This window comes from Streptomyces sp. NPDC005281 (genome assembly GCF_040607495.1).
Taxonomy (GTDB): domain Bacteria; phylum Actinomycetota; class Actinomycetes; order Streptomycetales; family Streptomycetaceae; genus Streptomyces.
The window spans coordinates 77,566-92,402 of the sequence record NZ_JBEXGX010000017.1; the positions used below are offsets into that span (position 1 = coordinate 77,566).

At 69.7% G+C, this 14,837-nt stretch carries 9 protein-coding genes; all 9 read right to left on the reverse strand.

The window, feature by feature from the left end:
* Positions 1–779: 779 nt before the first annotated feature.
* The 9 genes from ABZV42_RS23860 to ABZV42_RS23900 all read right to left on the reverse strand — a co-directional run bounded on the left by ABZV42_RS23860 (position 780) and on the right by ABZV42_RS23900 (position 14,819).
* Entirely contained in the window at positions 780–1,382 is a 603-nt protein-coding gene (locus ABZV42_RS23860; RefSeq protein ID WP_355988188.1) for a sarcosine oxidase subunit gamma family protein, read from the reverse strand.
* Positions 1,375–4,623: a sarcosine oxidase subunit delta family protein gene (locus ABZV42_RS23865; protein ID WP_356053513.1), complete on the reverse strand. Its 3,249-nt coding sequence runs from the start codon at positions 4,621–4,623 to the stop codon at positions 1,375–1,377. Before ABZV42_RS23865 ends, ABZV42_RS23860 begins: the two co-directional genes overlap by 8 nt.
* 12 nt (positions 4,624–4,635) lie before the next feature.
* Entirely contained in the window at positions 4,636–5,868 is a 1,233-nt protein-coding gene (locus ABZV42_RS23870) for a sarcosine oxidase subunit beta family protein (protein ID WP_099918837.1), read from the reverse strand.
* The gene (gene glyA / locus ABZV42_RS23875) at positions 5,865–7,169 is read right to left on the reverse strand and encodes a serine hydroxymethyltransferase (protein WP_356053516.1); all 1,305 of its coding nucleotides are present in this window, start codon (positions 7,167–7,169) and stop codon (positions 5,865–5,867) included. The genes ABZV42_RS23870 and glyA overlap by 4 nt, the downstream gene beginning before the upstream one ends.
* The gene (locus ABZV42_RS23880; RefSeq protein WP_356053518.1) at positions 7,166–8,026 is read right to left on the reverse strand and encodes a bifunctional methylenetetrahydrofolate dehydrogenase/methenyltetrahydrofolate cyclohydrolase; all 861 of its coding nucleotides are present in this window, start codon (positions 8,024–8,026) and stop codon (positions 7,166–7,168) included. Before ABZV42_RS23880 ends, glyA begins: the two co-directional genes overlap by 4 nt.
* A gap of 37 nt (positions 8,027–8,063) precedes the next feature.
* A complete protein-coding gene (locus ABZV42_RS23885) occupies positions 8,064–10,502 on the reverse strand; it encodes an FAD-dependent oxidoreductase (RefSeq protein WP_355988177.1) in 2,439 nt (812 codons plus the stop codon).
* Positions 10,503–10,751: 249 nt separating this feature from the next.
* Entirely contained in the window at positions 10,752–11,714 is a 963-nt protein-coding gene (locus ABZV42_RS23890) for an ABC transporter substrate-binding protein (RefSeq protein WP_355988175.1), read from the reverse strand.
* Positions 11,715–11,727: 13 nt separating this feature from the next.
* Positions 11,728–13,731: an ABC transporter permease subunit gene (locus tag ABZV42_RS23895; RefSeq protein ID WP_356053520.1), complete on the reverse strand. Its 2,004-nt coding sequence runs from the start codon at positions 13,729–13,731 to the stop codon at positions 11,728–11,730.
* Positions 13,731–14,819, reverse strand: a complete 1,089-nt coding sequence (locus ABZV42_RS23900; RefSeq protein ID WP_356053522.1) for a glycine betaine/L-proline ABC transporter ATP-binding protein — start codon at positions 14,817–14,819, stop codon at positions 13,731–13,733. Before ABZV42_RS23900 ends, ABZV42_RS23895 begins: the two co-directional genes overlap by 1 nt.
* Positions 14,820–14,837 lie beyond the last annotated feature (18 nt).

Below are 14,837 nucleotides of genomic sequence, written 5' to 3' on the forward strand. Positions count from 1 at the left end.
GGGTCGGGATCCCGAGGATCCGGCGGATCTCGCCTCGCTGCGGGTGAGGCAGCGCGAACGCGCGGCGCTGATCGTCGCCCGCACGTACTGGAGCGGCCTCGCTCCGGGCGGTGTCCTCAGTCCGGGTCGCGACTCAATCTCACAAGTGCAAGACGGTCAACGCCACCAGCCGGACGCCGCCGGATTCCCGTGCCCGCCGCGCGCCATCAGGTGCAAGACCCGATCAACGGCGGCCAAGTCGCGGTCGGGGGAGTCGGCAGGTGCGCCAGCTCCATCCACGCCGACCAGAGCACCGCGCTCCTCGGATGGCACAGGCAGTAGGCCACAGATCCCTTGTTGCGCAGTCCCACCGCTGCGCCGATCTCCGCCACGGCCAGCCCCTCGACGGACAAGCGGATGATGCGCAGGATCTGTTCCTCCCGCGCTGTCAGGCCCGCGCTGCCGCTTCACCTCTGCGCTTCCAGGCCGGCGCGGGCCGACTGCGCAACTCTGCCCGCACAGCCACCCCCCGGCCGAACGAATGCCACCACCACACGTCGACAACATCAGAAACGACGACGCAACTCGCTTCCTGCTGCGCACTGCGCCGGGAGACTGCGCAAATGCACTGCACAACCAGAAGGGAGCTGCGCAACGATCTGCGCATTGCTGTATCTGGTTCTGTTCACGGCACGACGTCATCTTGCGCATCGTGGGGAACGACTTCCCCACGACAACATCGGCCTGTCGGTCGCGGACGCGTCCCATCTCCCGTGGATATCACGCCCTGTTGAGCTCGTTCAGACGTATTCCGCCGCCGCGTCCAGCAGCCAGTCCGTCAGGTAGTCGGCAAAGGACGAACGGACCAGTACCCAGAACCCGGCCTTGGGTTCGTCCCTGGCGACCAGCACGATCTGTGTGCGGGCCAGGGTGGTCTGGGCGCAGCACCCGGCCCCGAAGATACGCGGGTGCAGATCCAGGAGGCAGCCATGTGCCAGCAGGTCACGGGCGCGTGGACCAGTGATGAGGAGGGTGGTGCGCTGGGCGGAGACGTCGGTGACAGCCACGGGCTCGTCGCCGCTCGCCGCCCTGATCCGGCTCTCCAAATCCCGCTGACCGCCGGTCGGACCCACCACCAGCCATTCGTCGGGGCCCAGCCACACAGCGGTCAGCTCGCCGGCGCGTACGACGGTGTTGGGTTCGAGGGGCAGCTGGAGGCCCAGCGCGAGCCCGACGGCGTCCGCTGCCGCTCCCTTGGCGTCGAGCCGGACGTTGACCTGGGCCAGGAAGGGGAGTTCGGCCAGCCGGACCGCGCCCCCGGAGGTGCGTGTCGCGGCGGCCAGGCGGTCGGCGGCATGCGACAGGGGACTGCGGCGCGGGATGGTAAGGGCGGTGTCAGCCATCGCGGCGGGCTCCCTCGGGGTCGTAGAGGACGGGGCTTGCGACGGTCACCGGAACCAGCCGGTCGCCCACGGGGGCGTAGAGCCGCTCGCCGATGCGGTCCCGGCCGCCCTTGACCAGGGCGAGGGCGAAGGTCCGGCCGAGCGCCGCGCTGCGGTAACTGGAGGTGACGTGGCCGAGCATCGGGACGGGCGGGGCGGGCAGCACGCTGTCTGCAACCAGCTGCGTGCCTTCGGGGAGGAAGGTGCCCGGATCCTCCGGGAGCAGGCCGACCAGGTGCTTGCGGTCGGGTCGGACGGCGTCGGCGCGGGCGTAGGAGCGCTTGCCGATGAAGTCGGGCTTCTTCTTCGACACCGCCCAGCTCATGCCGAGGTCGTGCGGAGTGACGGTGCCGTCGGTGTCCTGGCCGATGATCGGGTAGCCCTTCTCCGCGCGCAGGACGTGCATGGTCTCGGTTCCGTACGGGGTGATGCCGAACGGGGCACCGGCTTCGTACAGGGCTTCCCACAGGGCGAGCGCCTCCCACGGTGACACATTGATCTCATAGGCCAGTTCGCCGGAGAAGCTGATCCGGCACACCCGGGCCTCGACGCCCGCGACGGTCGTGTCCCGCCACGCCATGAACGGGAAGCTGTCGTTGTCCACCGCCAGCGCCGGCGCGAGCGTCCCCAGCACCTCGCGGGAACGGGGGCCGACCAGGGCGACGGTGGCCCACTGTTCCGTGACGGAGGTGCAGTGGACGCGCAGCCCGGGCCATTCGGTCTGCAGCCATTCCTCCATCCAGTCCAGTACAGCGGCCGCATTGCCCGTCGTCGTGGTGACCAGGAAGCGGTCCTGGGCGAGGCGGATGACGGTGCCGTCGTCGAAGATCATGCCGTCCAGGTGGCACATGACGCCGTAGCGGATCATGCCGACCTTCAGGGTGCTCATCATGTTGGTGTAGAGGCGGTCCAGGAAGACGGCGGCGTCCGGGCCCTGTACGTCGATCTTGCCGAGGGTGGAGGCGTCCATGAAGGAGACGCCGTCGCGGGCGGCGGCGCACTCGCGCAGCACGGCGGTCTCCATGTCCTCGCCATCCCGCGGGTAGTACCAGGGCCGCTTCCACTGACCGACGTTCTCGAACAGGGCGCCGTGCACGACGTGCCAGTCATGCAGAGCGGTCGTACGGATCGGGTCGTGCAGTGCGCCGCGGTCGCGGCCCGCGAGCGTGGCGAAGGAGACCGGCGTGTAGGGCGGGCGGAACGTCGTCGTGCCGAGGGCCGAGACGTCCACGCCGAGCAGTTCGGCGACGACGCCGCTGGCCAGGACCCCGGAGGTCTTGCCCTGGTCGTTGGCGGTACCGGCCGTGGTGTAGCGCTTGGTGTGCTCGACCGAGCGCAGACCTGCGCCGGTCGCGCGGGTCAGGTCGTCGACGGTGACATCGCGCTGGAGGTCGACGAAACGGGGTGCGCCGGCGGGGCCGGGGACGAGGAAGACCTGCATGGCCGGCGAGTGCGGTTCGGCGGTCGCCTCGGGGAGGCGGGGCGCCTCGGAGGCGTAGCCCTCGGCCTCGATCGCGCGGGCACCGGCGGCCGCGCCCTGCGCGAGGGCCCGGGCCAGGTCGAGGACGCCGTTCGCGCTGCCCGCGACCTCGACGGCCTGGCGGCAGGTGCCGGGGACGAAGGAGCCGAGTGTGTCGTCGTAGCGCAGCTTTCCGCCCGACTGGCTGAACAGGTGCGCTACGGGGTTCCAGCCGCCGGAGACCAGCAGCAGGTCGGCGGCGAACTCCCGGGTCCCTGCCGACTCCCCGTACGGAGCGGCCGTCACGGCGGTGAGCCGCGGGGCGCCTTCGGTGCCGACCACGGCGTGTCCGCTCAGCACCTCGATGCCGGACTCCCGGGCACGGCGCGCCCACTCCCCCGGCTCGGGCCGGGTGTCGACGATCGCCGCGACTTCCACGCCCGCCGCAGCAAGATCCAGCGCGGCGGCGTAGGCGCTGTCGTTGGTGGTGAAGACGACGGCGTGGCGGCCGGGAAGGACGCCGTGGCGATTGACGTAGGCGCGGGCCGAGGCGGCCAGCATCACACCGGGGCGGTCGTTGTCCGCGAAGGCCAGCGAACGCTCGTGGGCGCCGGTGGCGAGCACGACGCGACGGGCGCGGATGCGCCAGACACGCTCGCGGGAGACATGCTCCGGGGCCTCGGCGCCGAGGTGACTGGTGCGGCGCTCGACGGCGAGGAGGTGGTTGTCGTCGTAGTGGCCGAAGACCGTGGTGCGACGCAGCACGCGCGCCTCGGGCACGCCATCGAGGAGCGCGCCGATCTCTTCCGCCCAGTCGAGGAGTTCGCCCGACCCCAGCAGACTGCCGCCCAGCTCCGGCTGGTCGTCGGCGAGGATGACGCGCGCTCCGCTGCGCGCGGCGGCTGCGGCGGCGGCGAGTCCGGCCGGTCCGGCGCCGACCACGAGCAGGTCGCAGTGCGCGTGGACGGCGTCGTAGCGGGCGGGGTCCGGTTCGGTGGCGAGGCGTCCCTGACCGGGCAGGCTGCTCGCCACCAGACCGTCGTACAGTTCGACGGTCGTCGCGGGCAGCATCGGTTCGGGGAAGGGTGCCTCGATCTGGATGACGGCGTTGGGCTCCTCGACACCGGCCGAGAAGATGCCGCGCGGGCGGCCGAGCTTGATGCTCGTGCCGGCCTCGATGACGCCGTTGGCGAGGAGGGCGGAGGCGAGGGTGTCGCCGCGGAAGCCCTCGTACTGCGTACCGTCGAAGGTGAAGCGGAGGCGCTCACCGCGGTGGACTCGGCCGCCGGTGGGCAGCCGGAACGGTTGGGTGGCGACGGGAGGGGTTTCTTCCCCGAGCCCGCCCCTTGCCGAAACTGGGGCTGCCGCCCCAGACCCCGCGGGGTCCGTCGACGACTGCGGGTCCGTGGGTGGGTTGTGCCCACCTGGTCCGCCCTGCAGAACGCCTGCCCACAACCCAGGCCGGATGGAACTGTCCGGCCTCGGCTCGCCCGAGCGGTACACGGAGAGAATCTCGTTCGTCGCCGTGTCGCGCACCGCGTTGAACCAGCGGCGGCATCCGGCCGCGTGGCTCCAGCGTTCGGCGAACGGGCCCTTGGGGTTGTCGCGGAAGAAGAGGTAGCGCGCCCACTCCTCGTCGGTCAGGGCGGCGGAGTCCTCGGGATAGGGCACGTGTGCCTGGCCGCCGTAGTGGAACTCGGCCTCGTCACGGGGCCCGCACCAGGGGCATGGGATGAGCAGCATGGGTTCGGCTCCCTAGTGGGCCACCGCGGCCGCGCCGTGCTCGTCGACGAGCGCGCCGGTGGTGAAACGGTCGAGCGAGAAGGGGGCGTTGAGGTGGTGAGGGGTGTCGTGGGCGATGGTGTGGGCGTAGACCCAGCCGACGCCCGGGGTGGCCTTGAATCCGCCGGTACCCCAGCCGCAGTTCAGGTAGAGGTTGTCGACCGGGGTGAGTCCGACGATGGGTGAGGCGTCGGGGCTGACGTCGACGATGCCGCCCCAGGTGCGCAGCACATGGGCGCGGGCGAAGACCGGGAAGAGTTCCAGGGCGGCGGACATCTGCTCTTCGATGATGTGGAAGGCGCCGCGCTGGGTGTAGGAGTTGTACGAGTCGATGCCCGCGCCCATCACCAGCTCGCCCTTGTGTGCCTGGCTGACGTACACATGGACCGCGTTGGACATGACGACCGTCGGGTGCACCGGTTCGAGGAGCTCGGAGACGAGCGCCTGCAACGGGTGGCTCTGCAACGGCAGTTCGATGCCGGCCATGGCGGCGAGCACCGAGGTGTGGCCGGCCGAGCAGAGCGCCACCTTCCCCGCCGCGATCGGGCCGAGCGTCGTCTGCACTCCTACGACCCGGCCGCCGACGATGTCGAGGCCCGTGACCTCGCAGTTCTGGATGATGTCGATGCCGGCCGCGTCGGCGGAGCGGGCCAGGCCCCAGGCGACATGGTCGTGTTTGGCGATGCCGGCGCGCGGCTGGTAGGTGCCGCCCATGACCGGATAGCGCACGTCGGGCGAGATGTTGACGATCGGGCAGACGTCCTTGACCTGCCGCTCGTCGAGCCATTCGGCATCCACTCCGTTGAGCCGGTTCGCCTCGACACGGCGCACGCTGTCCCGGACGTCCTGGAGGCTGTGGGCGAGGTTGAGCACACCGCGCTGGGAGAAGAGGATCGGGTAGTCGAGCTCCTCCTCCAGTCCCTCCCACAGCTTGAGCGCGTGCTCGTAGATCCCGGCGCTCTCGTCCCACAGGTAGTTGGAACGGATGATCGTGGTGTTGCGGGCCATGTTGCCGCCCGCGAGCCAGCCCTTCTCCAGCACGGCGACGTTGGTGATGCCGTGGTTCTTCGCCAGGTAGTGGGCGGTGGCGAGACCGTGGCCGCCGCCGCCGACGATCACCACGTCGTACGACCGCTTGGGCTCCGGCGTGCGCCACAGCCAGTCGGGGTGCTCGGGGAGCTCGGCGCCGGGGGTGCGGGGGCTCATCGGACTTCTCCGGCTTCTTGTGCTTCTGCTTCTGCTTCTGAAAGGTGCGGGTAGAGCGGGTGCTTGGCGGCCAGCGCCTCGCTGCGGGCGCGCAGGGCGGCGATGTCGGGCTCGGGCTGGAGGGCCAGAGCGATCACATCGGAGACCTCTTCGAAGTCGTCATCCGTGAAGCCTCGGGTGGCCAGCGCCGGGGTGCCGATACGCAGTCCCGAGGTGACCATGGGCGGGCGCGGGTCGAAGGGCACGGCGTTGCGGTTGACGGTGATGCCGGTCTCGTGGAGCAGATCTTCGGCCTGCCTGCCGTCGAGCTGGGAGTCCCGCAGGTCGACCAGGACGAGGTGGACGTCCGTGCCGCCGGTGAGGACCTTCACCCCGGCGGCCGCCGCGTCGGCCCGGGTGAGGCGTTCGGCGAGGATGCGGGAGCCGGCGAGCGTACGGGCCTGGCGCTCGGCGAACTCGGGTGACGCGGCGACCTTGAACGACACCGCCTTCGCGGCGATGACGTGCTCCAGAGGGCCGCCCTGCATGCCGGGGAACACCGCCGAGTTGATCTTCTTCGCGAGGTCGGCCTCATTGGTGAGGATGACGCCGCCGCGGGGACCCCCGAGCGTCTTGTGCGTCGTCGTGGTGGTGACGTGGGCGTGCGGTACGGGGTTGGGGTGCAGCCCGGCGGCGACGAGACCGGCGAAGTGCGCCATGTCGACCATGAGGAGGGCGCCCACCTCGTCGGCGATCCGCCGGAAGGCCGCGAAGTCCAGCTGCCGCGGGTACGCCGACCAGCCCGCGATGATCATCTTGGGGCGGTGTTCCTTGGCGAGGCGTTCCACCTCGTCCATGTCGACGAGGTTGTCCGCCTCGGCGACGTGGTAGGGCACGACGTTGAGCGTCTTGCCGCTGTAGTTGATGCGCATGCCGTGCGTGAGGTGCCCGCCGTGCGCGAGATCGAGGCCGAGGATGGTGTAGCCGGGCTGCAGCAGGGCGAAGAAGACGGCGGTGTTCGCCTGGGCGCCCGAGTGCGGCTGGACGTTGGCGAACCCGGCACCGAAGAGGGACTTGATCCGCTCGATGGCGAGGCGCTCGGTGACGTCGACGTGTTCGCAGCCGCCGTAGTAGCGGCGGCCGGGATAGCCCTCGGCATACTTGTTGGTGAGGACCGAGCCCTGGGCCTCCAGCACGGCGGAGGGCGCGAAGTTCTCGGAGGCGATCATTTCGAGGGTCGACTGCTGGCGGTGCAGCTCGGCGCGGAGTGCGGCGTGGACCTCGGGGTCCAGTTCCGCCAGGGGGGTGTTCAGCGCGTTCATACGGCGTTCGCGTTCCTCTCGGCGGCCTCGACGACATTGGCGAGCAGCATCGCCCGCGTCATGGGTCCTACGCCCCCGGGCATCGGTGCGAGCCATCCGGCGACCTGGGCGGCGTCCGGGTGCACATCGCCGACCAGCCCGTGGTCGGTGCGGGTGATGCCGACGTCCAGGACCGCCGCGCCGGGGCGCAGCATGTCCTTGGTGATCAGCCCGGGTGAGCCGGCGGCCGCGATGACGATGTCCGCCTCGCGTACGTGCCAGGCCAGGCCCTTGGTGCCGGTGTGGCACAGGGTCACGGTGGCGTTCTCGGACTTGCGGGTGAGCAGCAGCCCGATGGGCCGTCCGACCGTGATGCCCCGTCCGATCACGCACACCCGCGCTCCGGCGAGCGGCACGTCGTGACGGCGGAGCAGTTCGACGATGCCGCGCGGGGTGCACGGCATCGGGGCCTCGACGCCGAGGACGAGCCGGCCGAGGCTGACAGGGTGCAGGCCGTCGGCGTCCTTGGCCGGGTCCATGCGTTCCAGGACGGCGTTCGCGTCCAGGTGGCGCGGGAGCGGGAGCTGGACGATGTAGCCGGTGCAGGCCGGATCGGCGTTGAGCTTGTCGATCACGTCCTCGACCTGGCGCTGCGTGGCATCAGCGGGCAGTTCGCGGCGGATGGAGGCGACACCGATCTGCGCGCAGTCACGGTGCTTGCCGCCGACGTAGGCATGGCTGCCGGGGTCGTCGCCGACCAGGACCGTGCCGAGCCCGGGCGGGCGACCGTCGGTGGCCGTCAACTTGGCCACGCGTTCGGCGAGTTCGCGATGGATCGCGGCGGCGGTCGCCTTGCCGTCGAGCAGCTGTGCGGTCACTGGCAGTACTCCTTCCCTCGAAGCCGACGATGTCGTGCTAGCCACGGAGGCGGGACATGGTCGGGTCGAACAGGGGCTCCTCGGCGACGACCGCCTCGACGCGCTGGTCGAAGTAGCCGATGTGCACGGTGGTGCCGGGGGTGGCGAGTTCCGCCGGGAGCCACGCGTAGGCGATGCCCTTGCCGATCGTGTGGCCGTAGGCGGCGCTGGTGACATAGCCGACGGGGCGGTCGCCGTCGTACACCGGCTCCTTGCCCAGGACGACGGCCCCCGGGTCGTCGATGGTGAGGCAGGTGAGCTTGCGCCGCACGTCGGCCTTGCGCCGCTCCAGCGCGGCCTTGCCGATGAAGTCGTCCTTGTCGAGCTTGACGGCGAAGCCGACCCCGGCCTCGTAGGGGTCGTGTTCGTAGGTCATGTCGGTGCCGAAGGAGCGGTAGCCCTTCTCCAGGCGCAGGCTGTTGAAGGCGCCGCGGCCGGCGATGACGCCGCCGAGCGGCTCGGCCGCCTGCCACAGGGTGTCCCAGAGTTTCTGGCCCTGGTCGGCGGTGGTGTAGAGCTCCCAGCCGAGCTCACCGACGTACGACAACCGCATGGTGGTGACGGGCACCGAGCCGATGTAGGCGCGCTTGGCGCGGAAGTACTTCAGGCCGTCGTTCGAGAAGTCCGCGTCGGTGAGGGGCCCCAAGACCTTGCGGGCGAGCGGTCCCCACAGGCCGATGCAGCAGGTGCCCGGGGTGATGTCACGGACCTGGACCGTGCCGTCGGCGGGGAGGTGGCGGGTGAACCAGTCGAGGTCCAGGTTGCCGTTGGCGCCGACCTGGAAGAGGTCGCGGGCCAGGCGGGCGACGGTGATGTCGCTGCGGATGCCGCCGTCGTGGTCGAGGAGCAGGGTGTACGTCACCGAGCCGACCGACTTGGCGACCTTGCCGGTGCACAGGCGCTCCAGGAAGTCGGCGGCACCGGGGCCGCTGACCTCCAGGCGTTTGAGGGCCGTCATGTCGTACATCGCGACGGTCTCACGGGTGGCCTGTGCCTCGGCGCCGACGATGGGCGACCAGTAGCGCGCGGCCCAGTCGTTGGGCGTGGGGATGGAACGGCCCTCGACCAGGCCCGCGTTGGCCTCGTACCACTGGGGGCGCTCCCAGCCGTTCGCCTCCAGGAAGAAGGCACCCAGTTCCTGCTGGCGGGCGTAGAAGGGGCTCGTGCGGATCGGGCGCGGGTCCCCCGACGGCTGGAGGGGGTGCAGGATGTCGTAGACCTCGACGAAGTTCTGGCAGTCGCGGGCCAGGACGTACTCCGGGGCGAGCTGGTGCGACTCGAAGCGGTTGACGTCGCACTCGTGCAGGTCGAAGGACGAGCAGTAGCCGTCGACCAGCCATTCGGCCATGGCCCGGCCGACGCCCGCGGAGTGGGTGACCCAGACGGCCTCGGCGACCCAGAAGCCCTTGACGTCCGGGGATTCACCGAGGAGCGGCTGGCCGTCGGTGGTGAAGGAGAACAGGCCGTTGATGCCCTCCTCGACCTTGGCCTCCCGCGTCGCGGGGAGCAGGGACTGGGTCTCGGTCCAGGCGTCCTCGAAGTCGTCCTCGGTGAACTTCAGGACCGACGGCATCTCGTCGGCCTCGTCCACGGACAGGATCTCGTCGACGGAGACCGGCATCGGACGGTGGCCGTAGTAGCCGATGCCCAGGGTGTCGAAGCGGTCGCGGTAGTAGAGATCGGCGTCCTGGTGGCGCAGGATCGGGCGCACCGCCTCCTCGGTCTGGCCCGCCAGCGCCGGTACCGGCCCGGTCCAGGCCAGTTGGTGGCCGAGGGGGGTGAGCGGGAGGTTCATGCCGACCATGCGGGCGATCTTCGGGCCCCAGATGCCGGCGCAGCACACGACGATGTCGGCGGGGATCTCGCCCTGGTCGGTGAGGACGCCGATGACGCGGCCCTCGCTCTGCCGCACGTCGAGGACTTCGTGGCGGGCGAGGAAGCGCACACCGCGCTCGGTGGCCCGGCGGATCTGCGCCTCGACGGCGAGGACGGCCTTCGCGAGGCCGTCGGTCGGTACCAGGAGGCCGCCGAGGACCCTGTCCGGGTTCACGAGCGGGTGCTGCTCGACGCACTCTTCGGGGCTCAGCAGCCGGGCCTCGATGCCCCAGGCGGTGATCCAGCCGTGGCGGCGGTGCAGCTCCGCGACGCGCTCGGGGGTGGTCGCCACTTCGAGGCCGCCGACCTGCAGGAAGCAGGGCCGGCCGTCGACGTCGAGGGAACAGAACTTCTCGACCGTGTAGCGGGCCAACTCGGTCATGGTCTTGGAGGAGTTCGTCTGGAAGACCAGGCCCGGGGCGTGCGACGACGATCCCCCGGTGGAAGGGAGCGGGCCCTGGTCGACGACGGTCACTTCGGTCCAGCCTCGCGCGGAAATCTCGTCGGCGAGCGCCGCTCCCACGACGCCCGCTCCGATGATGACCACTCGGGGTCCCGCCATCGCCGCACCTCCGACTTGAAAGCAATCAAGTTGCTGTCTGCGCAACATGCTTCAGGTTGCGCAACTCAATGTGCCTGTCACGAGGAGTGGGTGTCAAGGGGTCCGTGACGTCGGAAAACAGCCCGAAACGCGACGAGGCCCGGCAGGCTGCCAGCGCAGCCTGCCGGGCCCGTCCGGCGGGTTTCCGGGTCGCTCGTGCGTCAACGGTCCAGCTCCGGAGGGGTGCCGGAGACGGAGCCGCGTCGCGCCCTACTTGATCCAGGCGTCGACCTTGTCGCGGTTGGCGTCGACCCACTTCTTCGCCGCGGCGTCGTCGGACATCTTGCCCTGGGCTATGTACTTGGCCACGGTGTTCTGGTCGTCGTTCGTCCAGTTGAAGTTCTTCACCAGGTTGTAGGCGGGGCTGCCCGACGTGGAGAACTTGGCGCTGACGATCTTGTCCAGGTCGTACACGGGATAGTCACAGGCGACCTTGGCCGCGACGGCGTCGCAGCCCGTCGTGTACTTCGGCAGGTTCACCTTGACCAGCGGCACCTCGGACAGGAACCACTGCGGCTCGTAGAAGTAGCCGATCACCCACTGCTTGTTCTTCTCGGCGGTCCGGAAGGCCTGGATGAGCGCGGTCTCGCTGCCCGCGTACACCACCTTGTAGTCCAGCTTCAGGTTCGTCACCAGCGCCGCGTCGTTGGTGACGTACGACGGGTCGCCGTCCAGGAGCTGGCCCTTGCCGCCCGACTCCGAGGTCTTGAAGTTGGACGCGTACTTGTTGAGGTTCTTCCAGTCGGTGATGTCCGGGTGCGCCTTGGCCAGCCACGGCGGCACGTACCAGCCGATGATGCCTTTGTTGCCGGTCTGGCCCGCCTCGACGGCGGTCTTCTGCCCGGAGATGTATTTCTTCTTCAGGTCGTCGTGGCCCCAGTTCTCCAGGACCGCGTCGACCTCGCCCGTGCCGAAGCCCTGCCAGGCGATCTGCTCCTTCAGGTCCTTCTTGTTGACCGTACAGCCGAGGTCGTGCTGCGCGACGTACGCGACGACCGCCGCGTCCGCCTCGTAGCCCACCCACGGGTTGACCGCGAGGTTGAAGGTGCCGCACTTGCCCGAGCTCTTGGAGCCGGAGGACGCGGTGTCGCCGACCTTCGCTCCGCCGCATGCGGTGAGAGTGAGACCGAGGACGGCCAGGCCGGCCGCGCCGGTTCGCCAGTGTCTTGCCATGGTGTCGTGCTCCTTAAGCGCTGGTACGGCGCGCCGCTGCCTGAGTGATCCGGTCGAACATGACTCCGAGCAGTACGATGGCGAGCCCCGCCGCCAGCCCCTTGCCGTACAGCTCTCCCTGCGAGAATCCGGCCACGACGTCGTAGCCGAGGGCGCCGGCTCCCACCAGGCCGCCCACAACAACCATCGACAGCACATAGATCAGGCCCTGGTTGGTCGCGAGAGTCAGGGCGCTGCGTGCCATCGGCAGTTGAACTTTGGTGATGATCTGCCAGGTGTTGCACCCGGCAGCGGTGGCCGCCTCGACGGTGGTCTCGGGCACGGCCCGCACTCCGTCGGCGGTGATCTTGATGGCGACCGGCGCGGCATAGACGACGGCGGCGACGATCGCGGTGAAGCGCGTCGCGCCGAACAGCGCGAGGAACGGCACCAGATAGACGAACGGCGGCATGACCTGCGCCGCGTCCAGGGTGGGCCGCAGCAGCCGGTCCACCAGCATGCTGCGCCCCATCCACACTCCGAAGGCGATGCCGAACACCATCACCAGCACGGTCGCCACGAGCGTCGACGCCAGCGTCGTCATGCTGTCCGACCACACGCCCGTGCCGACGAGGAGGACCACGCACACAGCGGTCGTGACCCCGGCCCGCCAGCCGCCGAGCACCACGCCGATCCCGATCAGCGCCGCACCCACGAGCCACCACGGGGAGTCGGTGAGCAGCGACTGGAAGGGGTTCAGCAGTCCGTTGGTGATGGCGTCGCGGAATCCGTTCGTGATGCCCGACAGGTTGTCCTGCGCCCACGTCGTCACGCTGTCCGCCGCGCTCGCGATATGGCTGCCGGTGCTGCCCTGGCCGGGGAACTGCGCCGCCCACAGGTACGTGTGCGACAGGTACACCAGCACCAGCACGACCACCCCGCCCGCCGCGAGCAGTGGCCGGCGCCATTTGAGGAAGCGGCCGCCCGAGTTGCGGGCCTGCTCCGCACGTGTGCTCGACGCGGTCGTGACCCGGTCGAGGACGATGGCCATGATCACGATGGCCAGGCCCGCGTTGAAGGCCGTACCGACGTCGAGCGACTGCAGGGCCTGGACGACGGTCTTGCCGAGGCCGGGTGCGTCGATCAGGGCCGCGATGGTCACCATGGCCAGGGCGGCCATGATGGTCTGGTTCACGCCCATCACCACGGTCCGCTTGGACATCGGCAGCAGCACCTTCAGCAGCGACTGCCACCGGGTCGAGCCCAGCGAGTCGGCCGCCTCGACGGTGGTCTCCGGTACGGAACGGATGCCGTGCGCGGTGATACGGATCGCCGGCGGGGCCGCGTAGATCACCGTGGCGATCACGGCGGAGGCCGGGCCTATGAGGAAGATCAGGGTCAGCGGGGCCAGGTAGACGAAGGTCGGCATCGTCTGCATGAAGTCCAGGAAGGGCGTGATGATCCGGTTGAACCGGTCGGACAGCCCCGCCCACACACCCAGTGGAATCGCGAACACCAGCGCCACGAGAACCGCGGAGAGGGTGAGCGCCAGGGTGTCCATGCTCTGCTGCCACAGGCCCTGCAGCCCGAAGAACGTGAAGCCGGCCATGGCCAGGAGCGCGACCCGCCAGTTGCCCACGGCCCAGGAGACGAAGCCCGTGATGCCGACGACACCGAGCCAGCCGATCTGCGGCACCGGGCGGTCGCCGCTCGACTGCGAGATCAGGTCCTGGACGAAGGTCACCAGGTTGTCGATGACCAGGCGGATCTCGTTGAAGAAGTAGAGGAAGAGCGGGTTGGAGTTGCGGTTGGCTCCGACCGAGTCGCTGAGGTCGTTGAACCAGCGGTGCAGACCGGTGAGGTCTGCCGCCGCCAGCGTCAGGGTCTGCTTTCCGCGCAGCACGGCGAAGAGCACCAGCCAGACGACCAGGATCGCGGCCACCATCATGGAGCGGCTGACCTTGCGCACGCCCGCGACCGCCGGCGCGGCCTCCGCCACCTGCTCGGTTTTCTCCGGTTTCTCTGTGGCGACGGTCATCACGTGTCGCCTTCCTGCCCGGCGACCACCGCGAGGATCTCCTCGTCACCGACGATGCCGAGCAGCTTGCCGTTCTCGACGACCTTGACCGGCTTGTCCGCCGCCAGTACGGCCCGGGTGGCTTCCCGCACCACGACGTCCGGGCCCAGCTCGGGACCGTCCAGGGCGTCGCCGTCCACCACCGGACGCATGATCCACCGCAGAGTCAGTACGTCGCCGCGCGGCACGTCCTTGACGAACTCGCGTACGTAGTCGTCGGCCGGGGCGCCCACCAACTCGTCGCCGGTACCGCACTGGACCATCTTGCCGTCACGCATGATGAGGATGCGGTCGCCCAGCTTGAGCGCCTCGGAGAGGTCGTGGGTGATGAACACCATCGTCTTGCCGACCTCGTGGTGCAGACGGATGACCTCGTTCTGCATGTCACGGCGGATCAGCGGGTCGAGCGCCGAGAACGGTTCGTCGAAGAGCAGCACGTCCGGATCACCGGCCAGCGCCCGGGCGAGACCGACGCGCTGCTGCATACCGCCGGAGAGCTGGTCGGGGTAGGAGTTCTCATAGCCGGAGAGGCCGACCAGTTCGACGACCTCCAGCGCCCGCTTGGTGCGCTCGGCCTTGCTCATGCCGCGGATCTCCAGACCGAAGGACACGTTGTCGACGACCCGGCGGTGGGGCAGCAGCCCGAAGTGCTGGAAGACCATGGAGAACTTGCGGCGCCGCAGTTCACGCAGACGCTTGTCGTCCGCGTCGCGGATGTCCTCGCCCTCGAAGACGATCTCCCCGGCGGTGGGTTCGATCAGCCGGGTCAGACATCGCACCAGGGTGGACTTGCCGGAGCCGGACAGACCCATGACGACGAAGACCTCGCCGGGCGAGACCTCGAAGTTCACGTCGCGCACGGCGGCGGTGCATCCGGTGCGGTCCATCAGCTCGCGGCGGGTGAGCCCGCACAGCTCCTCGGAGTCCGGTACCTGGTCTGCCTTCGGCCCGAACACCTTCCACAGCTTGCGCACGGATATGACCGGGGTGGGGGCCGAGTCCTGTGGCGTGCCGCGCCGCTGCGGCACCTCGGTCTGTGCTGGGGTCACGATCGACCTCTTTTCGGC